This is a genomic window from Wolbachia pipientis (assembly GCF_030373985.1).
Classification (GTDB): domain Bacteria; phylum Pseudomonadota; class Alphaproteobacteria; order Rickettsiales; family Anaplasmataceae; genus Wolbachia; species Wolbachia pipientis_D.
In genome coordinates this window covers 65,214-89,470 of sequence record NZ_JAUCRB010000002.1, presented here as the reverse complement: position 1 = coordinate 89,470, position 24,257 = coordinate 65,214, and the positions used below count along the sequence as shown (strand labels likewise).

Below are 24,257 nucleotides of genomic sequence, written 5' to 3'. Positions count from 1 at the left end.
TGTTTAAAATATCAAATTGTATGAAAATTATTTACGATTGTGAGCAGGAAACAGAGAGTAAAGTAGCATTAACTTTTGGAAATTTTGACGGCGTTCATCTAGGTCATGAATCTGCAATTTCCACCTTAAAGAGGGTAGCACAGGAAAGAGGATTGTTCCCTGCAGTTTTAACTTTTGAGCCTCACCCATCAACTGTCTTACTTAACAGAAACAATTTTAGATTGACAAATCAAGAACAAAAAAAGGAACTAATCGGCAGCTACGGTATAGATTACTTATATATTATTAATTTCAACGAAAGTTTTGCTCAAGTAAGCTGCGATGACTTCATCAGTAAGATTTTGATAGATAGGTATGGTGCTAAACATATAATTGTCGGAGAAAATTGTACCTTTGGTCATAAACGATTGGGCAATATATCAACTCTAGAGGAACATTCTGAAACGTATGGATATTCTTTGACTAGATTAAAACCGGTGATGGTTGATGGGGAAATCTGCTCTTCTTCTTCTATTAGAGAGCACATACAAAAAGGCGAAGTAGAAATTGCTAATAAGTTGCTCGGCAGAGCTTATCAAGTTTCTGGTGTTGTGACAAAAGGTGCGTGTAGAGGTAGAGAAATAGGATTTCCAACTATAAACATTCCGATAGAAGAGTGCATGATAAAACCTAAGTTTGGCACATATTACGCTAAAGCGTCATTTCCTTCTCTAGATGTTATTCCAGCACGCGATTCTGGAATCTATAGATCCCAGTGTCAAGATACTTTGACGACAGAGAGTTTTTCAAAGGGCTCATTTCCTAGTAGGAGTTTAAGTTGGCTATACGGAGTAGTCAACATTGGTATGAGGCCTACGTTTAAGGATTTGAAAAAGCCCATAGTTGAAATGCACATATTTGATTTTAATCAGGATGTATACTACCGTAATGTTAACATACAACTTTTAAAATTTATCAGGTCAGAAAAAAGGTTCCATAGTATTGACGAATTAACAAAACAGATAAATCATGATATACTTAAAGCTTATCAGTTGAGGGCAAACTTATGAAAAAACTATGCTTAATTGTCATACTAGTTACAGTATTGACTGATCAGGTGAGCAAATTGTACATAAATTCACTGATTGATGAAGGAGAATCAATCGAGATTTCTAGCTTTGTAAAACTAGTTGAAGTATGGAATTCAGGTATTAGCTTTGGGATGTGCAGTGCTTTACCACGTAGCGACATCTTTTTTTCAACACTTTCAATATTAATCATTAATATACTTGCATACTTGATATACAAATCTAACGATAAGTTAACTTATTTTGGTTTTTCTCTGATGATTGGTGGAGCAATTGGAAATGTAGTTGACAGGATCTACTGGGGAGCTGTATATGATTTCATATATTTTCATATTGGCAATTGGTACTGGCCCGCTTTTAATTTAGCAGATATATATATATCTTGCGGAACGTTCACATTGTTATATAAGTGGTGTATATATGAGAGGTTTATTTCTAAGTATAATGAGGAGTAAGACCATCGCCTTGGGTTAATTGTATTAGGTTAGAGTAATGTTTCACAAATTCTTTAGTTTCTTTATATTATTCTTACTTTTTTCCACTTATTCAAATTCCTTGAAGGCTGCAAGCATAGAACACAGCATAGAACATGCTAAACTCAGTAATGGGCTAGATGTCTATGTCGTACTTAATCATCGAATACCAGCTGTTTTCCATGCAGTAATATATAAAGTTGGGGGAATGGATGATCCTGTCGGCAAAGCAGGATTGGCTCACTACTTTGAACATTTAATGTTTGAAACTACAGGAAGATTTAAAGATATAGAATCGACTATGAGTAGCATTGGGTCACAATTTAACGCGTTTACCACTAAGGAATATACCTGTTACTACGAACTAGTTCTCAAAAAAGACTTACCACTGGCAATGGAAGTTGAAGCAGATAGAATGGGCAATTTCAACGTTACTCAAGACAAAATAGATAGAGAAAAGAACATTGTGTTAGAAGAAAGAAAGATGAGATTTGATAATCATCCTAGCAATCTATTATGGGAAGAAATGAATAGTGCATTTTACCGTAATGGCTATGGCAGGTCTGTTATTGGGTGGGAAGGTAATATCAAAACTTACAACCAGGATGATATAACGAGATTTCATGATAACTATTATCACCCAAACAATGCAATACTGCTGATTGTTGGCGATGTGGAATTTGATGAAGTAATGAAATTAGCAGAAGAAAAATATGGGGAAATTAAAGCTAAGCCTACTATTAGGCATTACTCAAATCAAGATCCAGCACATAATGCAAGTCTATTAGTGACCTTAGAGAGCACTGAAGTAAAAGAACCAGTTTTATATTTTCGTTATCGTGTTCCTTTATTTAAGCGCATGGATGAAACCTCTGCTGTTGATTTAGCGGTTGACATTTTAGGGGGGGGCAAGTCTAGTAAACTATATCAAGATTTGGTTTTAGACAAGGACGTGGCAGTGGCAGTTTCTGCCTATTATAATAGTTTAGCTTTTAGTGATGGCTACATTGATATCAAGATAACCCCAAAAAGCAAAGTGGATTTAAACACTGTTGAAAGAGAGCTAGGTAATGCGATCAATAACTTTATCTCTGAAGGAATAACGAACGAGGAACTACAAAATATAAAGTATAGGTACAAAGCAGCAAAGTTTGATAATCTATCTGATTTAACTCATATAGCAATGTTTTATGTACCGCGCCTAGCGCTTGGTATGCCACTTGATGAAATAGATATTTCACATAATAAAATCAATGACGTCAGTTTAGAGGATGTAAATAGTAAAATCCGTACTATCTTTTCTGCTAATAAATTAATCGGTCGTTTGTTGCCAAAAGGAGGTAATGATGACAAGAATAAGTAAACTTGTATTTCTTCTTCTTTGCATAAGCTTTAATCTATATGCAAGCGATAACCCAAACATTGCAGTAGAAGAGGTTACTACCCGAAGAGGGCTTAAGTTTTTACTTGTTGAAAACCACGATTTACCAAAAGTTTCACTAAATATATCGTTCAAGAATGCAGGTTATGCGTATGAGAATGCAAGAAAGCAGGGACTTACTTGGTTTACTTCTCTTGTAATTCAAGAAGGTGCAGGAAAAAACGATGCCAGAGATTTTGCGAAAAAGCTCGAAGACAAAGGAATAAGGTTAAGTTTTAGCGCTGATTTAGAAGCCTTTAGAGTTTCATTAAATACTTTATCTGAAAATCTAGAGGATGCAATTTTGCTACTAAGTGACTCTATAATGCGTCCCAAAGTTGACCCTGAAGGGTTGAATAGAATTTTCGAGAAAGCCAAAGTTAATTTTAATAATCTTGAGAAAAATCCTTACTTTATTGCTGGAAAAGAATTAGGTAAGTTGTTGTTTAAAAAGCACCCTTATTCAAAAAGTAAATATGGAACTCTTGACACTATAAAGAGCATTACTAGAGACGATGTTTTAATGTACATAAAGCGTAATTTCACCAAAGACAATATAGTTATCAGTGTTGTTGGTTGTGTAACAAAAGAGGAAGTTAGTGCACTACTGGATAAGTATTTATCTAAATTACCATCTAAAAGATCAAAAGTCAGAAAAATACCTGTAAAAAATGATTTCGGTCCTGCAGAAAGCAAGAACATTTTTATGGATATACCACAGAGTGTGATACTTTTTGCTCAAAAAGGTATAGCTTATGAAGACCCTAATTATTACAACGCTAGTGTCTTAATTAATGCGCTTGGCGGCATGGGGCTGAATTCAATACTAATGAAAGAACTGAGGCAAAGCTTGGGTATTACTTATGGTATTGATGCAAATATTATTTCCAATAAACATGGGAACGCTATAGGTGGAAGTATGAGTACTGATGGCTCTACTGCTGGCAAAGCTATATCAGCAGTAAAAAACACATTGAGCAGAATAAAAAAAGAAGGAATTAATGAACAACTGTTTAAGGGTACAAAAGTTAGCATGGTAAATTCCTATATTTTTTCCATGTTTAACAACAATAACGTAGCTGCAAAGTTAGATAATATTCAGGTAAACGATCGTGATATTGACCACATAAATAATTTCGTGAGCCACGTTAGTAATGTTACATTAGAAGAGGTAAATAAGTTAGCAAGTTATTTACTTGATCCTGAAAATTTATTTTTTGTTGAAGTTGGAAGGAAAGTACAAGGTAAATAATTACTACAATATGGGTAAATTTTTAACCATGTACTTTTATAATTTGAGTATGTGGTTAATTTTGACGTTCAGTTGAAGGAAGATACGAAGAAAACTACAAAAGGGAACAAAAAAGTTCCGGTTACTTTGCTAAACTCTTTAATAACGATATTTTCTGCTATCAACACAAGTATGTTAGCACTTGTCAAGTTGATATACATTACAAGTCAACAAATAGGCATAGCAAGCATAATGCTCTGTAATATTAGCACAGTGTTTTTTTAGCTCGATGTTCCTCATTTCAAATGTATACTCTTTTTTTAATTAGCTTAGAGAAAAAAGCTTATATAAAAAATGTAACTACAAGAAAACGTTTGAAGCAAAAAAAAGGTAAACACAGAATTTAAGGCATTTGTTTAGACATGCTATGCGATTACTATTTTTAATTGGTGCTGTAGTTTCTATTACGTTATTCAGTAATCCTGCAGCCTTTTTTGTTATCATACCTGTTGTTACATTGGGTTGTGTAGTAATGACTGGTAAAATAACTAACTCTGTTTACTTTCAGATTAAAAATTTTAAAGGTTACCTTTCACAATTTTCAAAAGAGGGACAGGAAGAGCTGTACACAGAGATGAAAAAAGAAATAAACTCATTACGTCTTTATAGAATTATAGCGAAAGTTCTACCTGATATAGTAGTATTAGCAAAACTGCATGCTAACAAGAAGGATAAAGGAAGGCAAAAAGAGGTTCAGCATTTAAAAGAAGTGCTAAAAGGAGGTAATTAGAGATGAATCTATAATAATATAGCTTGAAAAAAATAGCAAGGTTATTGAAATGAGAAAAGAAGAACATGAATGAAAAAGCTCCAACTCTGAAGTTCCGACATACCTTTCTTTGAGTCAGAATGTAGCAAAGAGAGTAAATAATATTACAAGATCTACCTAGTTTATTGAATATCACTTAGCATTGCTTTCTGCTATTAACCTTACTGCTTCCACGTAACATTTATGCTCCTCAGCCAAGATGCGCTCTGAGAGGCTCTGAATGTCGTCATTCGGTAACACCGGCACAGCAGTTTGAGCAATTATGGCTCCAGCGTCAATTTCAGGAGTGACGTAATGTACGGTACAACCTGTAATTTTCACACCTGCTTTTAGAGCTTGCTCTTGAGCATCTAAGCCCTTAAAGGATGGAAGCAAAGAAGGATGTATATTTATAACTCTGTTATGCCATTTACTCAGAAAGTCAACTTTTAGAATTCTCATAAATCCTGCAAGGCAAATTAAATCGACCTTATATTGAATGAGTATTTCGTGAATTTTGTTGGCATCAAGCGGTTTATTCTCAACAACAAACGTTGAAATTCCTGCTTGCTCTGCTACTTTTAGGCCAGCTGCTTCACTATTGTTTGTGATAACACATACCGCTTCTGCTGGAAAACTGTGGTCTTGACATGCTTCTATCAATGCTTGCATGTTTGATCCCCTGCCTGAAATTAGTATTCCGAGCTTTATCTTTCTCATTGTAATATAGTTAGTTTAGAATTTAGTGTAAGAATTAATATTAACAGAACAGCTTAAAAAGAAAACTTGTTTTATAGCGTATAGGGTACACTAGTAGATTTTTTCTGTTGTAAGTAACCCTCTTATTTCTGGTTTTTGATATCTTGCTGGGCAGCATAAAAATAATAAATGGCTCCTAATACGAGTCAGGTACCCAGCTGAAATTGGCTTTAATGCTTAGATATTGTGTTATTATTGTATAATATGCTATTATAAATATATGCTTTTATAACCGCGTTATTATTTATTTAACAAAATATTAGTATAATCTATTTACTAGATTAAACGGAGAGAGTTGAATGAGCAAATCACCACACAACGCAAAAATAAGTAAATCTCAGGTTACTCAGTGGGAGGTGATAAAAAATTGTGAATATGCTGATAATTGCTTGTCAAAAATAGTAACTTTATACGTTATTAAAATGGCTCAGCTTTCGGATCTTTATACGAGTAATGAACCTGAAATTAACACTATTCTTGCAAGAATAAGTGTAGCAAGTGAAAACGTATTTTTAAATAAGGCCGCCACCATTGAAGTTATGGAGAATATTTTTCCATATAAATTTAATAGTAGGAAGAAAAACAACATATCAAGACTAGAAGATTTATACAATTATTTATGTTCTATTGTAGGTAATAACCTTCCAAAAGAAATGCTTGAAAGTCTTGTACGGGAATACAAGGATGCTGTTAACCTATTTAAAGCAATCACCTGATCGAATGCAGTATTTTCAAAACCTTACTCTCTATCTCAGAAATGCTACTCTTGAGGCTTTTGTCTATCAAACACATGGTAGATGTATATGTTTGTCGTTTTCTTACAACATCGATAGTTAAAGTACCAGGAGTGATCGTGACTGAATTTGCAAATAACGTAACGCTTCCGTCGTTATATCCTTTACATTTCTTTATGATGATGATTGGTTCAAGCTTAAATTTAGTTTGTAGCACCTGTTTTGCTATGTAAATGCTTGATAAAATCATTTGGTATATTAACCACGGTATATAACTTACTAGTAACTTACAGAACGACAGTCTACTTGTACCGTTTAAGATCTGACTAAGAGCACTTTCAGCATTTATCAATCGTTTAAAGATAAACAATGTGAACACAGAGGAAAATACCCCACAAAAAACAAAAAACGGCTCAAAATAACTAGACAATATAGTCCACAGAGAAAATAAAGTCACGAATAATAGAGAAAAAAACTTGATTTTCTGCCTAAGGTCCATGGTCCATAGTATACTTAAATGATTTTTTAAAGGAAGATAATAATAACCTTGTCCCTTATAAATTATAAATTAGTGTGTTACAAATGTCCCGGTACTAAACTCCCATCACCATACATTGAAATCATGTATAAAGTTAATTTACTAACTACTTATTTGACTTTAAATTTTACGTATTATAAATAATGTGATTGTACTAAGGAAGGTTATATGTGTATGCGACTAAAGCTAGCTCAGAAAAAGAAAGCACTTGGAGTAATAGTTGGCTGTTCGAGGTGCTATGGGTCTCATACCAGCTTCTGGTGTGTGCAATAGTGTTGCTATTTTAATTGATAGTCCCATAGCGTATTAATAACATCTGCTTTTGCCATATCTGAAGTGTTTTTTGCTTTGTATGTAGTCTTCGATGAAGGCCATAAACCAGCTAAAATGATGAAAAATGCTACTAGTTCTAAAGTTGACGAGAAGGTGCCTGCAGACATGATGATTTGATAAATCATCATTCTACTACGTGTTAGCAGAATCTACGCTGAGACACTATGGGGGTATGGTGTAGTAGGGCCTAGACTGCACTAACTTACATACTTCGTCTAAGCGAAGTCACTTAATTTTTACATATCTATTGTAAGTTAAAGAAGCTGAATCTGGAACGAAAATGTTAGCTGAAGCCTGGACTTTACTGATACTTACATTACTTGAAACTATACTTAACGTAGACAATTTAATCTTTATTTCTCTAGCAATAGAGAAGGTACCAAATGCATTGAAAGAAAGAGTACGCCTTATGGGCCTTGGGCTGGCACTATTAATACGTTTTGCAACACTATTTTTCACATCGTATATATTATCAATGCAAAAACCTATATTTCACGCCGTATCGCTCAACATTTCAATAAAAGATTTACTTATGATAGTAGGAGGATTATTTCTCATTGTTAAAAGCTCTATAGAGTTGTGGAACAACATTTCTTTACGTAAACAAATCGAAAAAAAAATAGATATCAAATCACAATTGTCTTTAGTAGTACTGCAAATTATATCAATAGATTTAATTTTTTCGGTTGATTCTTTGTTAACTGCTATAGCATTGACTCACAACATGGTAATAATTGCTATAGCATATACGTCTTCCATACTAGCAATGATATTTTTATCAAGTTATACTGCTCAGTTAATTAAATCTAGCGTGAGTTTAAAAACAATTGCCATTCTATTTATTTTACTTGTCGGTGTATACTTAATGCTTGATGGGCTTGACATAGAATTACCGAAAGAATACCTGTATTTTTCATTGATGTTTGCATTGCTTGTAGAAGTTATAGGTAGCATAAAGAAAAAAGTGCAGTGTATGAAGAAGAAAAAATAGCTCTAGGTTATTCCCACTCAATAGTTGCTGGCGGTTTAGAAGTCAAATCATATACAACTCTATTTACTCCGGAAACACTATTAACAATTATGCTGCTGACATTTTGTAAAAAATCCCAAAATATTAACGAATGTTGGCTTTTATTTTCAAATGGAAACGCATCAGCTGTCATACCATCAGATGATGTTACAGCCCTCAAAGCACAAACATATCCGTATGTACGACCATCTCCCATGACGCCTACAGTTCTTATCGGTAATAGTACAGCAAAAGCTTGCCATATCTTATTATATAGATCATAATTTTTCATTGTATTAATATATATTTCATCTACTTCTTGCAGTATTCGCACCTTTTTTTCATCGACTTCACCTATAATCCTTACTGCAAGTCCAGGTCCAGGAAATGGATGTTGAAATATTATCTCGTCTGCAAGACCAATTTCTTTCCCAAGTAGCCTTACTTCGTCTTTAAAGAGGTAGCGCAAAGGTTCCATTAGCCTCAGATTCATTTTTTCTGGCAACCCACCAACATTATGATGAGACTTAATTGTACTGGTGTTTCCTGAATTATGTCCTGATTCAACTACATCGGAGTAAATTGTACCTTGCATTAAAAAATCCACATCACCTATTTTTTTCGCCTCTTTCTCAAACACTTCAATAAAAGTATTACCAATAATTTTTCGCTTTTCTTCCGGATCGTTTATTCCCTTTAACCTACTTAAAAATAAATTTGATTTATCAACGTAATTTATCGGGATCTCTTCCAACATAGTGATGGTTTGGTTCTTGCGTAACAACCCAGTATTGATAAAAATACAGTTTAATTGTTTTCCTATAGCTTTATATGTGAGAGCTGCTGCAACACTTGAATCAACCCCGCCACTTACTGCGGCGATTACTTTTTTTTCTCCTACTGTGTTTTTAATTTTTTCCTTCTGCTTTTCAATAAGTGACCTCATTGTCCAGTCTCTTTCACAATCTGCAATATCCAAGAAGTTAGAGAGCAACTTACTACCATTTATCGTAGCTTTAACCTCAGGATGGAATTGAGTACAGTATATCTTACGCTGTTCATTGGCAATTATTGCGATTGTTTGATTTATCACACCTGATGCAATAACAGTAAACCCTTGCGGTGTAATTTCAACACTGTCTGCATGATTCATTAACACATCCACTTCAGAATTAACGTCCCATGCACCCTTTATAATGGGAGATTCTTTTAATATCTTGATCTTAGTTTTGCCAAATTCCTGATTGAATTCTCTTTTTATCTTTGCCCCAAAATAATGACAAATGAGTTGCTGCCCATAGCATATTCCAAGTATAGGAACGTTTGTTACCTCATTAAATTTTATAATTTCATATGCTACTTCGTTTGTTTCAGAATAGCTATCATTCACAGATTGTGGTCCTCCAGAGAAAATAAACCCATTGAATTTTGATATTATCTCAAAACTAATGTTGCTTTGAAATATTTCGCAATAAACGCCCATTTCCCTGACTTGTCTTGCGATAAGCTGAGTAAACTGTGAACCAAAATCGATAATAGCAACTGCTGACAACTTACTCCTCCATATTATTTAAGTCAATATCTGATAATAAAAAAATGGTGGAGTAAGTAAACCAAGACCTCTTTAAAAATTCAAACATATTGCTTGAGTTAGCCATAAGCTACTTTTGAGCTGACAAAAACTTTGTAGGGTGGTAGCTCAGAGTTTTTAGCCCTTCTTCAGGGTTAAGGCATACCTTGAAGAACCCCCAACCATCGCAGTTTTTACCAGTAATCCATGTACCAGCTGCAGAAAGGGAACTATAGATTTTCCCATTATAAATAAACCCTACTTCATTGTTGACTACAACTTCATAAGTTTTCCCTTTATATTTTCCAATAAGTGTTTTACCTACAAATAGAGCTTTAATAACTTCCTGATTGTGTGTTATGCTATATTTATTCTTAATCAGCCTAACTTTTTTAAGCTTACCTGTTTTAGGTTGGTCTATTTCGCGCTCACTTAGTGGTTTGATGCCTAACATATTATTTAATACTTTGTTTATTATATATATTACAGTCTCGTTTTTAACTTCTTCTGCTCTTTTATTTACATATTTTTCTACTTCACTGCGCACATGCACCTTTAACCTTTCAAAAAAGTCCTGTAAGTCGAGTAAAGTTAATTCAGATGTTTCCATAAAACTTCCTAGCTTCATTACGTACCTCAATAATACACCTGTAGCCAACGCAGGTTAGATTCTTTGATTGTTCTCTAATTGCACATAAGTCAACAATAATTTTCACACAAATCAAAATAGCATATTTCTCTACAACCTTTAGTAATTTTATGTAAGTTAAAAGGTAGTTGTGCGTTGCATGCTAGAATAGCACTTGGCAATATAGAAGCTTTTGTAATTTTATATACTCTTGTGGAGAGAGTCTATCTTCTCTATATCACCTTTTAAATCCACCTACATAGAGAACTTAAGATTCATGTTTTTGTCATTCTAGTAGCAGTGATAAATATAGCCATTAATAGTTGAGCTTCCTATCGCATTGTGGCTTTTGTCTAGTATTTCGCCTTCCACTCGATAATAGCCAGTATATTCATTAAAGGAACAATCCGTCAATTTGATGTACCCGCTATCAAATTCCTGTTCTAAATTTAAAGGCTGATTAATAAAATCTATTTCACCATAATTATGCCTCACATTGAATTAAAATTAAATCATGGTTAAAATAAGATGTTAAGTTAAGATATTAGATAATTTAGTAAAATTGGAAGGTTTTAAAATATGCTCTTTCAACGTTAGCTTTAGCTTGTACTTTAGTATTAATATTTTATTAATATGCTAATATCATAATAACAATTTTAATTATAGGTGATTCTATAGATAGCATAATAGCATTTGAACTACCAGCAAATGAATATAGAGCCAATATTTCATACATTTCTGCGTACAATTATAGCCCTTCTAACATAAGCTTTTCCAGCCTGAAAAATCCTGAAGGGAACATAGACTACAGCAGTATTAGTGGATTAGCATTTCTTTCCTGTTTTGTTGGAGTGCTATATTTAGATGTGTCTCTTAACAGAAGAGAAATTGATAACAAAAGCGACAACCCTACTATAAATCTGGAGTTTCAAGCTAAAGCCGAAATAGTTATCCTAGCTATCAAAGATAAAATAAAAAATTGCGGTTTTAAAATAAAGTAAATAGATGGGGCTCTGTGTTACAGAGCCCATCATTTTAATTCTTGACTTTATCCTATAAAATTTATACCTTATCTACTGTTGCAGTCTGAGTTTATAAAGTCAAAATGGCGTTAAACCCGCTAGAGCAGTTTAAGGTATATACAATAATAGAATTACCCAAGCTATTTGGGTATAACATAAATTTTACCAACTCATCTCTTTTTATGATGATTTCGGTTATATTAATAATATTCTTCTTGCTCTTTGGAGTAAGGAATAGGTCAGTAATACCAGGGTATTTGCAAGCTGCAGTTGAATATGTATATGATTTTGTTATTTCAATAATAGAAAATAACACTGGAAGTCAAGGCCTGAAGCACATTCCGTTAATATTCACAGTATTTATTTTTATTTTGTCGTGTAATTTAGTTGGTGCTCTTCCTTATAGTTTCACGGTCACAAGTCATGTGATAGTCACTTTTGTCTTATCGATGATAGTTTCTATCTATACAACAGTTGTTGGATTCAAAGAAAGGGGAGTAGAATTTTTACGCATATTGCTGCCGGAAGGCACTCCGTTGTGGCTTGCACCCATGATGCTTTTTATTAAGCTATTTGCTTACTTGGCAAGGCCTATAAGCTTATCAATAAGGCTCGCTGCAAACATGATTGCGGGTCATACAATTATCAAAGTAATAGCAGGGTTTATCATGAACATGCACGTGGCTCTAACCCCTATACCGTTTTTATTTATAATCGCACTAATAGGGTTTGAAGTGTTTGTTGCAATTCTACAAGCTTACATATTCACCTCTTTAACATGTGTATATTTATCAGATGCAGTAAAATAATTGACTTTATCTGCAGAACATTTTACAATTAATATTGTAGGAAAATGGTTAAAGGTAATATATGGATTTAGTAGCTTTAAAATTTATAGCAATTGGTTTAAGTGTGCTTGGTATGCTCGGGGCGGGTATTGGTGTAGCAAATATATTTTCTACTATGTTAAGTGGGCTTGCAAGAAACCCTGAGTCAGAAGATAAAATGAAAAAATATGTCTATACAGGGGCGGCTCTAGTTGAGGCGATGGGATTATTTGCATTTCTGCTTGCACTATTGTTGATATTTGTTGCTTAATATGCCACAACTTGATGCTTCAACTTTTTTTTCTCAAGTTTTTTGGTTTTTAATTTTTTTCTCCTTACTTTTTTTTGTAGTAAGTTGTTTATTTCTGCCAAAGTTAGATGAAATAATAAATACCAGAAATAAGAGAATATTGGATTCTTTTAATAGTTCTATTCATCTCCTAAAGCTTATAGAAAATCAGACTGCTAAACATAACGCGGCTTTAAACGAAGCTAGAATGCAAGCAAAAAGAGTCGTAAATGATGCACTTGCCCAGGTAGAAGAAATGAGAGCCAATGTGAAGAATATATTAGAGGGGGAAGACAAAAAAATGAGTAAGCTTATTGAAGAAAAAGTGGCAAAATTTAAATCTGAGTATGCTGATGAGTTAAAACAAATAGCTACTGATATTGCCTTAATTTACTACAATAAATTAACCAATTCTGAAGTTGAAGAGGAGCTTGTTGCTCGCTTAATATCCAAAGAGTTTTAGAGGTTTTTATGTCTACATCACTGATTGTTGGTCTTGCTTTTTGGGTGGGTTTTATCCTTTCATATAAATTGCTAAAGAAAGTAATAAAAAATGCCCTTAATAATAAGCGTAGCAAGAACAAACTTATAGATGAAGAGGTTGAAAAATTCAACAGAGATATGTTGGAGTATTACAGAGAATCTTCTGAAAAATACAAAAAATTGGACGCAGAAGTTAATAAAATGATGAATGAAGCGCTTGATAAGGCTCATTGTATCATTAAGCACAATAAACAGCAGCTGGACCAGATATTAGATGACAATGCGCGTTTCCACTTGAAGAAAGTCACTGACCAAGTTGAAAAAGCTATTGGAGATTTACATTCCAACACAGCTAGTATAGCCGCTTGCGCTGTAAAAAAAATAATGCAAGGACATAAGGATGATAGGCACAGTAGCGAGGTTATATCTTCACTTTCACGTGACTTAAGTAAAAAATTGCATTAGGTTTAATGCAACAGCCACCTATACTTCAAGCTAATAATATAGAAAAAATTAAGTTCGACTCTAGTTTTTGTAAAGAGCAAGAGAAGCTTTTTTACTATAAATTTAATATAATTCCTTGGCAAAAATTGAATAATACTACTTTTTTTATGGTTGAAAACACAAGTCAAGATATCAACCCTTGGATCAAGGCCCACTACGGTGACGGATGCGTATTAATAGAAGCCGACGTTGGACAGATTTTAGATCTTCTTAACTCGCATTTTGGTATTTCAGAATTTGTAAGCAACTATTTATATTACAAAGATCCTGATTTTTCGGTCAAGAATATCAAACTAAGTCACATATTTTTGCTTCTTTCTTTGTTATGGCTTCAATTCTAACTCTAACAGAGAAATATACATACTTTGCTTTGATGTTGATATTTATATTTGGATGTTACAGTTATTTTTTCAAATTTATAACTAAGATTTTTAGCTTATGTGAAACCTCCAATCAAAAAATAGATTATGATAAGATGAATGAAGAAGATTTTCCTATATACACTGTTTTATTGCCTGCTTTTGAATAAGGTACAGTGATAGAGTAATTGATTGAAGGCATTGAAGTTTGGGTTACCCAAAATCAAAATTAGATGTAAAGCTTCTAATGAAAGTGATGATTAGGAAATGCTTGCAGCTATGGTAAAATACACTTTACCGCAATATTTTGAAGTATTAAAAGTGCCTCATTCTTTGCTTAAAACCAAGGCTAAGTCATGCAATTATGCTATGAGTTTTGCCAGAGGAAAGTACTCAGTAGTATATGATGTAGATGATAAACCAGATCCACTGCAGTTAGAAAAAGCACTGATCGAGTTTGGTCAGGGTGACAATAAATTAGCTTGTGTGCAGGCTAGGTTAAATTACTACAGTTGTCATCATAGCTTCCTTACAAAGTACTTCCCTATGAAATATGTGAACTGGTTTCAGTATTTATTGCCTGGATTCTAAAGAATGAACATACCAATACCTTTGGGCGGTAGCAGTAACCATTTTTCAGTAGAAATTATGAGAAAAGCGCTTTTTGGGGATGCTTACAATGTCACCGAAGACGCTGACTTAGGCTTAAGACTTACACAAATGGGATATAAAATTAGGATTATTGATTCGGAAACATTGGAAGAATCACCAACTACTGTGTTTGCTTGGATCAAGCAAAGAATACGTTGGATCAAAGGTTATATGCAAACCTACCTGTCCATTAAAAAAATATAAAGTCACTTTATAAACACACTCGACTCAGAGGAATTTTGCTATTGAGCCTTTTTGTTGGCTCTGCAACTTTTATATTTTTCACTACTCAATTTTTATTGCTTTCATTGGTGTTAACTAAAGCTTTAAATGAGTTATTTTTGTGCTACTTTGTAGTGGTATACGTTACTAACTTGACTCTTTTGGTGATAGCCGTTAAACTGCAAAAGATGCCTTTTTATTTTTATATAATATCAGTATTTGTTCCTGTCTATAGTCTGCTGCATAGCGTTGCGGCTTTTCTTGCCTTGTGGGAATGTGTTATTCACCCTCAGCGATGGAACAGAACTCAGCATGGTTTATGGAAGCAAAACCTGTAGCTATTTGGCTTTTTCTCTGCTCTGTCATGGTGGTCCTCATGGTAGGAATTGGAGGATTTACCAGACTTTCAAAAGCAGGATTGTCTATTACGGAGTGGAACCCAATTACTGGAACATTACCACCACTGAGTGAGCAAGATTGGCTACAAGAAAAATCAAAATATGATGCTACACCTGAATATAAAGCATTTAACTATGGTATGAGTATGGAAAAGTTTCATACTATCTACTTAATAGAATATGTACATAGATTGGTTGCAAGACTAACAGGTTTAGTTTTTGTTCTACCATTTGTATATTTTATCCTAAAAAGGAAAATATCTAAAAAGGTAATAGTAAGGCTATTCATAGCATTATTATTTGGGGTTTTACAAGCTTTTGCTGGTTGGTATATGGTTAAAAGTGGCCTGGTAGATGAACCTTATGTTAGTCACTATAGGCTCGCACTTCACTTGCTGCTAGCGTTGGTTATTTTTGCATTTTTGTCATGTCAATTTTTTGATTATCAGATAAGTTCACAAAACAAAATTAAGATTAAATGTACTTCAGAACTGTTTTGCGTGAAGCAAAGCCATATTGTCATCCCAGTGTCACGCACTGGGGTAACAGGATTTCAATCTATCAATAGTAGTATATATTATACAATACTCATTCTGATTTTAGTTGTTATACAAATGATTTTCGGCGCTTTTGTCGCAGGGTTAAATGCTGGTTTGATTTACAATACCTTTCCACTAATGGACGGTCACATCGTTCTGGAAGACTTATTTTTCTTACGGCCTACATGGTTAAATCTCTTTGAGAACAGGGTGACAGTGCAATTTATACACCGAGTACTAGCATTGCTAATATTAGTTCTGACGGCAGTACTCACAATAAAAAATGCCAGTGTAAAACCGGTATATGTTATATTGCTCTCCGTCATCATTCAGATAATTTTAGGGGTAGCCACTTTGTTGTTACACATACCAATAGCCATTGCTATAGCCCACCAAATGTTTTCATTTATCTTATTTGGATCAGGTTTATATTTCTTATGTTATTTAAGAAAGAGCTGTATTCAGAGCTAATACCACATCACCAATCTGTACATTTTTTCCTTCTTGAACGGGAATATTTTTTATCACCATTTCTGATTCAGCACATATGATATTCTCCATTTTCATCGCTTCCACAACAAATAAAGGTTGTCCTACCTCTACCTGGTCTCCAACATTTACGTGTAATTTAACTAATAAACCAGATATTGGAGATTTTACAGCATCTATAGAAATCCCTTCTGTTTCATTATTGAGCATGAACTTACTTAATTCAGCTACATGAGGTTTAAGTACACAACACTTAGCTTGCATTCCGGCATGTCTTACAAAGAGTTTGCTACCTTGCCTTTCTACTTTAAGTGCTATATTGGTATCGTCATTAATTGTGATATATACTAACCTATAACTTGAACTCCACTTACCACTTACAGAATACGTGTTATGGTTGTATATTGTTGTTAATGTATTATCTTGGTACTTTGCGTTTACAGAGTACTCATTATTATTTATTCTCACTATGAATAAATCTCTTGCATGGCCACCTGTTATCCCAGTGCTTGACTCTTCTTTTTTTCTGGATGCCAGCGCCACGCGCTGGAATGACATCGGAGGTGTTTCATTCACTGCTTCATAATAGTACCTTTCTTCATTTTCTAAATAAACATATAGCGTAGCGAAAATAAATATTTTAATATATTCTTCTGTAACAAAATCTCCGTGAAACCCGTTAGGATAATGGTCTGGAATGAATCTCGTGTGGAGCTTTGCCACGACAAAATTTGGATTATGGAAGATGGATTCTAGAAATTCTATATTATTTGTTACTCCTCCTATATAGCATTCAGACAATGCTTTTTGCATTCTGCTGATCGCTTCTATTCTATCTTTTCCGTATGTTATTACTTTTGCAATCATTGAATCATAGAACATGCTGATTTCTGAGCCTGCAGCAACGCCGTCATCTATTCTTACATAATCATTTCCATTCGGTTTATCGTAATGTTTTATTCTTCCACTGGAGGGGAAAAATCTTTTTGATGGATCTTCAGCACAAATTCTACTTTCTATTGCAGAACCAGTAAGTTTAAAGTCATCCTGACTGAACCTAAGTTTTTCTCCACATGAAGCTCTAATCATTTCTTCTACTATATCTATTCCAGTCACGAATTCTGTTACTGGATGCTCAACTTGCAATCTCGTATTTACCTCAAGAAAATAGAAATTTTGGTCCTTATCTATAACAAACTCAAAAGTGCCTGCTGAAAAATAACCAACTTGTTTTGCCAAAGAAACACATTGGGCATACATTTCTTGTCTCGCCTTCTCACTGATAAATGGACTTGGTGTTTCCTCTATTATCTTCTGATTATTCCTTTGTATTGAGCATTCTCTCTCTCCAAGACATACTACATTTCCATATTTATCTGCTATGATTTGTATTTCGATGTGCCTTGGTAACTCTATATATTTCTCTATAAAGATACTGCCATCCTTAAAACTTTTTTTTGCTTCGGTTGTTGTTGATGTAAATGCTAGTTCAATTTCCTTTTTGGAGTTTACAATCCGCATTCCCTTGCCGCCACCACCAGAAGCTGCCTTTAGCATAACTGGAAAGCTAATCTCTTCAGCCACACTAGTTGCATGTGCGACATCTTTAATCTTGCCCATATACCCTGGCACTACATTCACCCCAGCTTTTCTTGCCGCTTCTTTTGCTGTTATTTTGTTGGCTGTAACTTCTATTGTTTCTGCACTTGGGCCGATGAAATCTATATTGTGTTTTTGCAGAGCACGTGGAAAATCTGGATTCTCTGCCAAAAAACCATAGCCTGGATGAACTGCCTGTGCACCTGTTTCAACTGCTACTTCGCATATTTTTTCAATGTTTAAATAACTAATACAAGAAGGTGAAGGGCCGATATACCTTGACTCATCTGCTTGCCTTACATGTACGGAATTTATATCTGCATCCGAATATATGCACACACAAGATATACCCATCCTACGAGCAGTTCTGATAATCCTGCAGGCAATTTCCCCTCTATTTGCTATTAAAATCTTACTGTACTTCTTTTCTGTCATCGTATAAATATTCTTTCTTAAGAATCACTCTTAAGTGAGTACATTTCTATGTAATTGCCTGCAAGTGATTTCTAGCTTTATACTCGATCTAAACTATTACCACCTAAAGGGTGTATAGCGACAGAATCTGTCACTACAGTACTTTCGTCATACAAGCCGTATATTCCGTTGCATGCCTTAAACAATAAACATGTAGCCCCCCCAGAAGCTATTGTAGCTACTGAAGCTAGTGCAAGTGATTGAGAAACCAAAAATAAAAGGTACAAGGATAAACACAAAGCAGCAATACAAACTATAGTTCCTACTATATATAAACACAAGTGAAACTTCTGATTACATATAAAGCTGTCTTTTATGCCTACGATTTGCTTAATTTCTTTCTGTTGTGCAGCATCTAAGTAATAAAGAGGAGTTTCTCGCTTCTTATTAAAAGCATAATCTTTACAACAGAGCGCATCTTTAATATACTTTTTATTACATTTTAGTTCTTTTTGTAATCTACTTGCTTCTTTCCGATCTCCAGCCTCTACTGCTTTTTTAATTTTGTTATCAGCTTCCGTCTCTAAGTAATGCGAAATCTCTTTTACTGTAAGCAACAAAACCCCACTCCTTGCTGCTTCATGAAGTGGATTATTTCCATATTCATTACGCTGAGCTACGAGAGCAATGTTCTGCTTACAAATGTTTACAAATTTATCTTTATTTTGTATTCTTGCAGCTAGATGCAAGAGATTATCTGCCTGTACTTTTTGTTTTGCTTTATCAAATGGGCCAGTGTAACGCCAATTGACATTAGCTTCATTATTTGAGAACAGTGTTGCTATATCTTCAGTCATAACTTACCTATTATTTAACCGTTACTAAATTATACAACTTGATTTATGAGAAATAAATACAGTTTAATCTTCAAAGAACAAATGAATTACAGCAATTCCACATTGTTGCAAGCATAAATTTTAGCTATCATCATTTACATTGCTGTAACAGACAAATATGTCAGATATAGTTACTAGATTTGCTCCATCGCCGACGGGGTTTTTGCATATTGGAGGAGCTCGTACTGCCTTATTTAATTGGCTCTATGCAAAGCATCATGGCGGCAAATTTTTGCTGAGAATTGAGGACACAGACAGAAAACGTTCAACACAGGAGACAATCGATGCGATAATAGATGGGCTGAAATGGCTTGGTATAAGCTATGATGGGGAAATAGTATACCAATCAAAAAGAATAGAGCGGCACATTGAGGTTGCAAATCTTTTGGTTGAGAAAGGTAAGGCGTATCACTGTTATTGCCCTGAGGATGAAGTTGCAGAAGAGAAAGTAAAAGCGAGGGAAGAAGGAAAGATATATAAGCATAAATGTACTAGTGTGACATCAGACGTAAAACCTGTTGTACGCTTTAAAGTGCCAGATTCGCAAGATATCGTTGTTGATGATAAAATATACGGTCAAATTAAAGTAAATAGCGACCAACTTGGTGACATAGTAATTTTACGCTCTGACAACACTCCAACGTACATTTTTGCTGTGGTAGTTGATGATCATGATGCTGAAATAACTGATATAATACGTGGTTCTGACCACCTTACCAATACTTTTAAGCAATTACTAATATACCAGTCTCTTGATTTTGATATTCCACGCTTTGCGCATATACCGCTCATCCATGGGGAAGATGGAAATAAGCTATCTAAAAGGCATGGTGCAACAAGTGTTTGCGACTATGAAAAGATGGGGATATTGCCAAAAGCAATGCGTAATTACTTACTGAGGCTTGGCTGGAGCCACGGTAACGATGAGATTATTAGTGATGAACAGGCGATAGAGTGGTTTAATTTAGAGAGTATTGGTCGTTCACCTGCATGGCTTGATTTTAAAAAACTAGAGCATTTGAATAATCATTATATTAATAATATAAGTAATGAGGATATTCTAGCTCTAATATTTGGAGAAAGTACTCTAACTGACAAGAAAAAGAACTATTTACTGCGAGGACTAACAGAACTAAAAAAAAGAGCAAATTACCTTACAGAATTGCTGGATTTAGCCAAATTTTATATTCAAGATCCGCCGCTTGATTTAAGTGAAGAAGCTGAGCAGATCGTTAAATCTAACCTCGATATAATCAAGTTACTTGCGTCATTTCTTTCAAAGATCGGTGATGAAAATTGGAACAAGGGTTTTTTATCTGCTCAAATCAAGGAATTTTCAAAATTGCATAATATGAAAACAAGCGATGTGTACCACTCATTACGCGCCCCTATAACCGGGGTAATGAATGCGCCAGGAATCATTGATATAATGGTAATTCTTGGTAAAGATGAGTGTGTAAGGAGGTTGCATGAATGCGGAAAATTACTTGACAAATTTTAACAACTTCATTACCTTAGTAGTAAGAGTATTTTTGACTCAAAACTTGCTTTTGATCTGCGCAAGTTCAATGACAAAGCTTAGTAAAAAACTTAAGATACTTTTTGGCAGGTTACATCAAGTTATTGGAGCTGTATGTCTTTTAAATTTTTTCTACATTATTGCGCTTAAATTAAGCTTCAGCAAATTATTATAGCGCCAATTTAAAGTATTTAAAGAGTCAAAACTCGCATCACGGGGTTTCTTTACATTTTTTCTCATTTGGTAAATTTCTTAAATATTTATAGCTTTAGTGTAAAGGCAATATAAGACTACAAATGTTGGATCAACATTGCTTTAAAGAGAGTGCCCATGTTTTCAGTCAACCTTAGAAATTCACTAAAGATCCTATCCCTTTGTTCGTCGTTTGCGTTTTCCATTAAAATCTGTGTTCTTTCTTTTATGCCAAAAAGATATAAAAATTCTCTTTGAGTTAAAATCTTGCAATTTACGTACTTTAATGAATCTTTTAACGCTTGAAAGTTCACAAGTGCAGTAATATCGCTATTACCAACGTTTTCAAGAAAATTGGCATATTTATGTTGCTTTACCGATTGCAGAGTACTCTTGTACAAAGGATATACATAGCCATAATCTATGATCAAAGCAGCTCCTCCGTTATTGACTATCTTCTTCTCAAGTCTTTTTAATATTTCAATTCCGGCTGGACATACTTCCACTATTGGGCCATTAAAACCCTCTGTCATGCAAGTAGCTGACACTGGAATCCAGTTTTTGGTAGTTTCATCCACTTGTTTACAATCAATTTTGCTGGATCCAAGTGTCGCGCTACTTGCATGACAAGAAAGGGGCACTGGAATGACATCATCTTTTTTTCTGGTTATGCACTGGAATGATAGCGAAAGACTGTTATCATCTTGTTTTATTACCCTATTTTCGTACCACTTCCCATTACAGTATACAAACTGATCAATTGGAAGAGCGTCAAAGAACTCATTTGCCAAGAAAATAGTTGGCTGCTTGGGTAAATTGTCAATATCTTCATGCCAATTAATATCTAATCTCTTTAATTTCTCCTTTTGTATCTTCCGTAAAATGGGGCTTATTTCGACTAGGTGAATTGACATTGAGCCAAAAAAACTACTATATCCCTTAGTAACTCTTATTACATCGTGAATGAGCGTTCCTTTACCTGGCCCAAGTTCAACTAGGGAAAATTGTGATGGCTTTCCTAATTTTTTCCATGTATGCATTAACCAAATTGCAATTACTTCACCAAACAATTGACTAATTTCAGGGGCGGTAATGAAATCACCATCTTTGCCAAGTGGTAATTTATTCATGTAATAGCCATACTCTTCATGATATAGAGCAGCATTCATGAAATCACTGATCGATATTGATCCTTTGCTTTTATCAATTAATTTGTGTATATGAGCAAGCATGTTATTAATAAACGCTTAACTATAGCGTTTCATAATGTAAAATAGTAGAGTATTTGTATATATAGTATAAACTTAAGAGCTCATGAATAACAGTACTTCAATTATGGATGACCAGGATACCGATCGCACTGCTCTTATTTACCAAAGTAATGGTATTAAATGTAAATTTGAGGAAGCTGTCAATTTTGTAGGAAATAAGGTTATAAGCTCTGATGGGTTAACTTTGGCAGAGGTATTTCAAGTTTTAGTTCAAATGCTAAATGGTGATATAGAATTGATAAAAAAAGTGCTAGCATATGCTAATATTATGGCAAAGCATGGAATGAAGGTAGCGAAAGACTCTCAATTGAGTAGAGCTGATGTTCGTCGAGCTCTAGAAGAGAAAGCAAATATCGTCAACAGACAGGATTTTATAAAGAAACCACCTTCTACACCTGCTGTAAAATTAACCAAAAAGAAAAGTAGAGGTTTTTAGATGGTTGATTCTATAAAAAAGTTTACTGTACAGTGTGACTTCAAAGGACAAACTTCACCTTTTGCGATATACATAGGAAATCCAAAAAGTGGCACTCATCCAATTCATCATCAGGATGCTTGGCTCGTAAAGGAGCGTGGGGGCAATATTCCAAGCAAGGTAAAAGAAAGCCTGCAGAAATTATACAAATTATCTCAGGAAAATGGGATCTCTTTTCCGGAGTTATGCACATATGCTGTTACTGTGGTTAACAATAATGATAAAACAAGTGACAGCAAAGAGTAGCATACTATGTCTCTCTCATTGCAAGCATCTCTTTCCTGTTATCTAAGTCTTACACAGAGGCCATACAGTTGTCTAGTTTGTAAATGTTGCTTTATCCGCATTTTATCAGCATAGTATAAAAGTAATGTAATGCAGGTATCATGTCGATGAAATTTATACCAAATTATATAATTACTTCTAAAATTGCTAGCTACCTTATGAGGATTGAAGCAGCAAAAGAAAAAGTGTTACATTTGCTGTTGACTGTATCTATGCTTTCCTTCTCTTCGTGAAACTGCACGGCTCTATACTACACATTATTCCACTATGATTGAAGGAAATTGACTCGAGCCTAAGCAGATTGAAGAAATTTTAAAAAATAAAGGTCACTTTACGAAATATAAGAAAGACGAAAATGAGGTAAAAGGATATTATGCAGCTTTCGCTCAAGTTGAACAATGGGCAGTAAAGGGGATATCTATTACTGAGAAAGCCATTCAAGCTCTTTACGTCCTAGTGATGGCAAGTGGAAAATCTAAGATGAAGCCAGCACCGTATCGTGATTGACAAAATGTCATTCGTGATAGCCGTACACGAGCAATTATTTACATGCCACTGGAAGCAAAGGGTGTACCAAAGCTTATGAGCAGTATGGTAAACTGGATTCGTGACAGTGAACAAGTACCTTGCCCAATTATTGCAGGTATCGCGCATTATAAATTTGTAACAATTTACCCTTACTATGATGGTAACGGCTATACTGCAAGATTGCTGACTGCATTAATTTCACACCTTTGTGGATATGACCTAACAGGACTTTACTCATTGTAAGAACGTTATGCTAAGAATCTAGGAGCATATTACGAAGCAATCAGTGTAGGTCCATCGTACAACTATTACATGGGATGAGCTGAAGCGGATATCACTAAGTGGGTGGAGTATTTTGTAGAAGGTGTAGCAATTTCATTTTAGAATGTTTTACAGCGTATAAATGAAGAAGGGCACAGAACTGACCAAAACGATTCTAATGAGTAAGCTTGATCCTAAACAACATAAAGCTCTTGAGCTCTTCGGGGGCCCACTATTACAGCTAGTCAAGTTGGCAAATTATTTAATTTTAAGCCTTGCACCAGTGAGCAACTTTGTAAGGAATCGGTAGAAATGAGATTTATTGAAGTTGTAGATTTTTCCAATAGAAGAAGAAAATACAAACTTAGTAAGCAATATGAAGATTTGATCTCAAACTGTAGATTTAACCTAACGAACAAGAGTTAACTGATAGGAGAATAGATATAGTCAAGAATAATATCAGA

At 34.4% G+C, this 24,257-nt stretch carries 27 protein-coding genes; 20 read left to right on the top strand and 7 right to left on the bottom strand.

The window, feature by feature from the left end; genetic code table 11:
- The first annotated feature begins 20 nt into the window (after nucleotides 1-20).
- The 5 genes from ribF (at nucleotide 21) to QUS22_RS02190 (ending at nucleotide 4,981) form a co-directional block, all read left to right on the top strand.
- Complete coding sequence (gene ribF, locus QUS22_RS02210; protein WP_353477723.1) at nucleotides 21-1,049, top strand: bifunctional riboflavin kinase/FMN adenylyltransferase; 1,029 nt, start codon at nucleotides 21-23, stop codon at nucleotides 1,047-1,049.
- Nucleotides 1,046-1,522, top strand: a complete 477-nt coding sequence (lspA, locus tag QUS22_RS02205; RefSeq protein WP_289513365.1) for a signal peptidase II — start codon at nucleotides 1,046-1,048, stop codon at nucleotides 1,520-1,522. Before ribF ends, lspA begins: the two co-directional genes overlap by 4 nt.
- Before the next feature lie 37 nt (nucleotides 1,523-1,559).
- Nucleotides 1,560-2,903, top strand: a complete 1,344-nt coding sequence (locus tag QUS22_RS02200) for a M16 family metallopeptidase (protein ID WP_289513364.1) — start codon at nucleotides 1,560-1,562, stop codon at nucleotides 2,901-2,903.
- Nucleotides 2,887-4,212 carry a M16 family metallopeptidase gene (locus tag QUS22_RS02195; protein WP_289513363.1) on the top strand — a complete coding sequence of 442 codons (1,326 nt, stop codon included), beginning with the start codon at nucleotides 2,887-2,889 and terminating at the stop codon, nucleotides 4,210-4,212. Before QUS22_RS02200 ends, QUS22_RS02195 begins: the two co-directional genes overlap by 17 nt.
- A 406-nt stretch (nucleotides 4,213-4,618) precedes the next feature.
- Complete coding sequence (locus QUS22_RS02190) at nucleotides 4,619-4,981, top strand: hypothetical protein (RefSeq protein ID WP_289513362.1); 363 nt, start codon at nucleotides 4,619-4,621, stop codon at nucleotides 4,979-4,981.
- Between the two features lie 171 nt (nucleotides 4,982-5,152).
- On the opposite strand, the gene purN is transcribed toward QUS22_RS02190, so the two are convergent.
- The gene (gene purN, locus QUS22_RS02185) at nucleotides 5,153-5,719 is read right to left on the bottom strand and encodes a phosphoribosylglycinamide formyltransferase (protein ID WP_289513361.1); all 567 of its coding nucleotides are present in this window, start codon (nucleotides 5,717-5,719) and stop codon (nucleotides 5,153-5,155) included.
- Between the two features lie 338 nt (nucleotides 5,720-6,057).
- Here purN and QUS22_RS02180 point away from each other — a divergent pair, with 338 nt between their 5' ends.
- The gene (locus QUS22_RS02180; RefSeq protein ID WP_289513360.1) at nucleotides 6,058-6,474 is read left to right on the top strand and encodes a hypothetical protein; all 417 of its coding nucleotides are present in this window, start codon (nucleotides 6,058-6,060) and stop codon (nucleotides 6,472-6,474) included.
- Here the strand turns inward: QUS22_RS02180 and QUS22_RS02175 are convergent.
- Entirely contained in the window at nucleotides 6,467-6,991 is a 525-nt protein-coding gene (locus tag QUS22_RS02175) for a Na+/H+ antiporter subunit E (RefSeq protein ID WP_289513359.1), read from the bottom strand. The two genes, QUS22_RS02180 and QUS22_RS02175, sit on opposite strands and share 8 nt — an antisense overlap.
- A gap of 652 nt (nucleotides 6,992-7,643) precedes the next feature.
- Between QUS22_RS02175 and QUS22_RS02170 the strand changes: the two genes are divergently transcribed.
- Entirely contained in the window at nucleotides 7,644-8,354 is a 711-nt protein-coding gene (locus QUS22_RS02170; protein ID WP_289513358.1) for a TerC family protein, read from the top strand.
- 7 nt (nucleotides 8,355-8,361) lie between these two features.
- Here QUS22_RS02170 and guaA read toward each other — a convergent pair whose 3' ends face one another.
- A complete protein-coding gene (gene guaA, locus QUS22_RS02165) occupies nucleotides 8,362-9,924 on the bottom strand; it encodes a glutamine-hydrolyzing GMP synthase (RefSeq protein WP_289513357.1) in 1,563 nt (520 codons plus the stop codon).
- Between the two features lie 109 nt (nucleotides 9,925-10,033).
- The gene (locus QUS22_RS02160) at nucleotides 10,034-10,570 is read right to left on the bottom strand and encodes a DUF2924 domain-containing protein (RefSeq protein ID WP_289513356.1); all 537 of its coding nucleotides are present in this window, start codon (nucleotides 10,568-10,570) and stop codon (nucleotides 10,034-10,036) included.
- Nucleotides 10,571-11,436: 866 nt separating this feature from the next.
- Here QUS22_RS02160 and QUS22_RS02155 point away from each other — a divergent pair.
- The 9 genes from QUS22_RS02155 to QUS22_RS02115 all read left to right on the top strand — a co-directional run bounded on the left by QUS22_RS02155 (nucleotide 11,437) and on the right by QUS22_RS02115 (nucleotide 16,335).
- The gene (locus tag QUS22_RS02155; RefSeq protein WP_289513355.1) at nucleotides 11,437-11,571 is read left to right on the top strand and encodes a hypothetical protein; all 135 of its coding nucleotides are present in this window, start codon (nucleotides 11,437-11,439) and stop codon (nucleotides 11,569-11,571) included.
- A 104-nt stretch (nucleotides 11,572-11,675) separates the two neighbouring features.
- Complete coding sequence (locus tag QUS22_RS02150) at nucleotides 11,676-12,401, top strand: F0F1 ATP synthase subunit A (protein ID WP_289513354.1); 726 nt, start codon at nucleotides 11,676-11,678, stop codon at nucleotides 12,399-12,401.
- Between the two features lie 61 nt (nucleotides 12,402-12,462).
- Entirely contained in the window at nucleotides 12,463-12,690 is a 228-nt protein-coding gene (locus QUS22_RS02145) for a F0F1 ATP synthase subunit C (protein ID WP_289513353.1), read from the top strand.
- Between the two features lies 1 nt (nucleotide 12,691).
- Nucleotides 12,692-13,171, top strand: a complete 480-nt coding sequence (locus tag QUS22_RS02140) for a F0F1 ATP synthase subunit B family protein (protein WP_289513352.1) — start codon at nucleotides 12,692-12,694, stop codon at nucleotides 13,169-13,171.
- A gap of 8 nt (nucleotides 13,172-13,179) precedes the next feature.
- Nucleotides 13,180-13,656 (top strand): hypothetical protein, encoded by a 477-nt coding sequence (locus tag QUS22_RS02135; RefSeq protein ID WP_289513351.1) that lies wholly within the window; start codon nucleotides 13,180-13,182, stop codon nucleotides 13,654-13,656.
- Between the two features lie 5 nt (nucleotides 13,657-13,661).
- Nucleotides 13,662-14,036 (top strand): hypothetical protein, encoded by a 375-nt coding sequence (locus QUS22_RS02130; RefSeq protein ID WP_289513350.1) that lies wholly within the window; start codon nucleotides 13,662-13,664, stop codon nucleotides 14,034-14,036.
- Between the two features lie 297 nt (nucleotides 14,037-14,333).
- Nucleotides 14,334-14,645, top strand: coding sequence for a glycosyltransferase (locus QUS22_RS02125; protein WP_289513349.1), 312 nt, complete (start codon nucleotides 14,334-14,336; stop codon nucleotides 14,643-14,645).
- 3 nt (nucleotides 14,646-14,648) lie between these two features.
- Complete coding sequence (locus tag QUS22_RS02120) at nucleotides 14,649-14,909, top strand: glycosyltransferase family 2 protein (protein WP_289513348.1); 261 nt, start codon at nucleotides 14,649-14,651, stop codon at nucleotides 14,907-14,909.
- Between the two features lie 337 nt (nucleotides 14,910-15,246).
- A complete protein-coding gene (locus tag QUS22_RS02115) occupies nucleotides 15,247-16,335 on the top strand; it encodes a COX15/CtaA family protein (RefSeq protein WP_353477722.1) in 1,089 nt (362 codons plus the stop codon).
- Here the strand turns inward: QUS22_RS02115 and QUS22_RS02110 are convergent.
- The gene (locus QUS22_RS02110) at nucleotides 16,309-18,387 is read right to left on the bottom strand and encodes an acetyl-CoA carboxylase biotin carboxylase subunit (protein WP_289513347.1); all 2,079 of its coding nucleotides are present in this window, start codon (nucleotides 18,385-18,387) and stop codon (nucleotides 16,309-16,311) included. The genes QUS22_RS02115 and QUS22_RS02110 overlap by 27 nt on opposite strands.
- 77 nt (nucleotides 18,388-18,464) lie before the next feature.
- Nucleotides 18,465-19,223: an ankyrin repeat domain-containing protein gene (locus tag QUS22_RS02105; protein ID WP_289513346.1), complete on the bottom strand. Its 759-nt coding sequence runs from the start codon at nucleotides 19,221-19,223 to the stop codon at nucleotides 18,465-18,467.
- Between the two features lie 157 nt (nucleotides 19,224-19,380).
- Between QUS22_RS02105 and gltX the strand changes: the two genes are divergently transcribed.
- Nucleotides 19,381-20,763, top strand: coding sequence for a glutamate--tRNA ligase (gltX, locus tag QUS22_RS02100; protein ID WP_289513345.1), 1,383 nt, complete (start codon nucleotides 19,381-19,383; stop codon nucleotides 20,761-20,763).
- Nucleotides 20,764-21,071: 308 nt separating this feature from the next.
- On the opposite strand, the gene QUS22_RS02095 is transcribed toward gltX, so the two are convergent.
- Complete coding sequence (locus QUS22_RS02095) at nucleotides 21,072-22,205, bottom strand: class I SAM-dependent methyltransferase (protein ID WP_289513344.1); 1,134 nt, start codon at nucleotides 22,203-22,205, stop codon at nucleotides 21,072-21,074.
- Nucleotides 22,206-22,287: 82 nt separating this feature from the next.
- On the opposite strand from QUS22_RS02095, the gene QUS22_RS02090 reads away from it, so the two are divergent.
- From QUS22_RS02090 to QUS22_RS02080, 3 genes are all read left to right on the top strand, one after another.
- Nucleotides 22,288-22,680 (top strand): hypothetical protein, encoded by a 393-nt coding sequence (locus tag QUS22_RS02090; RefSeq protein WP_289513343.1) that lies wholly within the window; start codon nucleotides 22,288-22,290, stop codon nucleotides 22,678-22,680.
- Nucleotides 22,681-22,965, top strand: coding sequence for a DUF2610 domain-containing protein (locus QUS22_RS02085; RefSeq protein ID WP_289513342.1), 285 nt, complete (start codon nucleotides 22,681-22,683; stop codon nucleotides 22,963-22,965).
- 588 nt (nucleotides 22,966-23,553) lie between these two features.
- The gene (locus QUS22_RS02080) at nucleotides 23,554-23,775 is read left to right on the top strand and encodes a Fic family protein (protein WP_289513341.1); all 222 of its coding nucleotides are present in this window, start codon (nucleotides 23,554-23,556) and stop codon (nucleotides 23,773-23,775) included.
- Nucleotides 23,776-24,257: the final 482 nt, after the last annotated feature.

Bases quoted from the DNA above. Each gene is read 5' to 3' on its own strand.
- QUS22_RS02085 (WP_289513342.1), top strand. From the start codon at position 22,681: ATGGTTGATTCTATAAAAAAGTTTACTGTACAGTGTGACTTCAAAGGA.
- QUS22_RS02090 (WP_289513343.1), top strand. From the start codon at position 22,288: ATGAATAACAGTACTTCAATTATGGATGACCAGGATACCGATCGCACT.
- QUS22_RS02170 (WP_289513358.1), top strand. From the start codon at position 7,644: ATGTTAGCTGAAGCCTGGACTTTACTGATACTTACATTACTTGAAACT.
- QUS22_RS02115 (WP_353477722.1), top strand. From the start codon at position 15,247: ATGGAAGCAAAACCTGTAGCTATTTGGCTTTTTCTCTGCTCTGTCATG.
- QUS22_RS02110 (WP_289513347.1), bottom strand. From the start codon at position 18,387: ATGACAGAAAAGAAGTACAGTAAGATTTTAATAGCAAATAGAGGGGAA.
- QUS22_RS02095 (WP_289513344.1), bottom strand. From the start codon at position 22,205: ATGCTTGCTCATATACACAAATTAATTGATAAAAGCAAAGGATCAATA.
- gltX (WP_289513345.1), top strand. From the start codon at position 19,381: ATGTCAGATATAGTTACTAGATTTGCTCCATCGCCGACGGGGTTTTTG.
- QUS22_RS02140 (WP_289513352.1), top strand. From the start codon at position 12,692: ATGCCACAACTTGATGCTTCAACTTTTTTTTCTCAAGTTTTTTGGTTT.
- QUS22_RS02080 (WP_289513341.1), top strand. From the start codon at position 23,554: ATGCCACTGGAAGCAAAGGGTGTACCAAAGCTTATGAGCAGTATGGTA.
- purN (WP_289513361.1), bottom strand. From the start codon at position 5,719: ATGAGAAAGATAAAGCTCGGAATACTAATTTCAGGCAGGGGATCAAAC.
- QUS22_RS02120 (WP_289513348.1), top strand. From the start codon at position 14,649: ATGAACATACCAATACCTTTGGGCGGTAGCAGTAACCATTTTTCAGTA.
- QUS22_RS02180 (WP_289513360.1), top strand. From the start codon at position 6,058: ATGAGCAAATCACCACACAACGCAAAAATAAGTAAATCTCAGGTTACT.
- lspA (WP_289513365.1), top strand. From the start codon at position 1,046: ATGAAAAAACTATGCTTAATTGTCATACTAGTTACAGTATTGACTGAT.
- QUS22_RS02145 (WP_289513353.1), top strand. From the start codon at position 12,463: ATGGATTTAGTAGCTTTAAAATTTATAGCAATTGGTTTAAGTGTGCTT.
- QUS22_RS02130 (WP_289513350.1), top strand. From the start codon at position 13,662: ATGCAACAGCCACCTATACTTCAAGCTAATAATATAGAAAAAATTAAG.
- QUS22_RS02200 (WP_289513364.1), top strand. From the start codon at position 1,560: ATGTTTCACAAATTCTTTAGTTTCTTTATATTATTCTTACTTTTTTCC.
- QUS22_RS02175 (WP_289513359.1), bottom strand. From the start codon at position 6,991: ATGGACCTTAGGCAGAAAATCAAGTTTTTTTCTCTATTATTCGTGACT.
- QUS22_RS02150 (WP_289513354.1), top strand. From the start codon at position 11,676: ATGGCGTTAAACCCGCTAGAGCAGTTTAAGGTATATACAATAATAGAA.
- QUS22_RS02195 (WP_289513363.1), top strand. From the start codon at position 2,887: ATGACAAGAATAAGTAAACTTGTATTTCTTCTTCTTTGCATAAGCTTT.
- ribF (WP_353477723.1), top strand. From the start codon at position 21: ATGAAAATTATTTACGATTGTGAGCAGGAAACAGAGAGTAAAGTAGCA.
- QUS22_RS02135 (WP_289513351.1), top strand. From the start codon at position 13,180: ATGTCTACATCACTGATTGTTGGTCTTGCTTTTTGGGTGGGTTTTATC.
- QUS22_RS02125 (WP_289513349.1), top strand. From the start codon at position 14,334: ATGGTAAAATACACTTTACCGCAATATTTTGAAGTATTAAAAGTGCCT.
- QUS22_RS02160 (WP_289513356.1), bottom strand. From the start codon at position 10,570: ATGAAGCTAGGAAGTTTTATGGAAACATCTGAATTAACTTTACTCGAC.
- QUS22_RS02190 (WP_289513362.1), top strand. From the start codon at position 4,619: ATGCGATTACTATTTTTAATTGGTGCTGTAGTTTCTATTACGTTATTC.
- QUS22_RS02105 (WP_289513346.1), bottom strand. From the start codon at position 19,223: ATGACTGAAGATATAGCAACACTGTTCTCAAATAATGAAGCTAATGTC.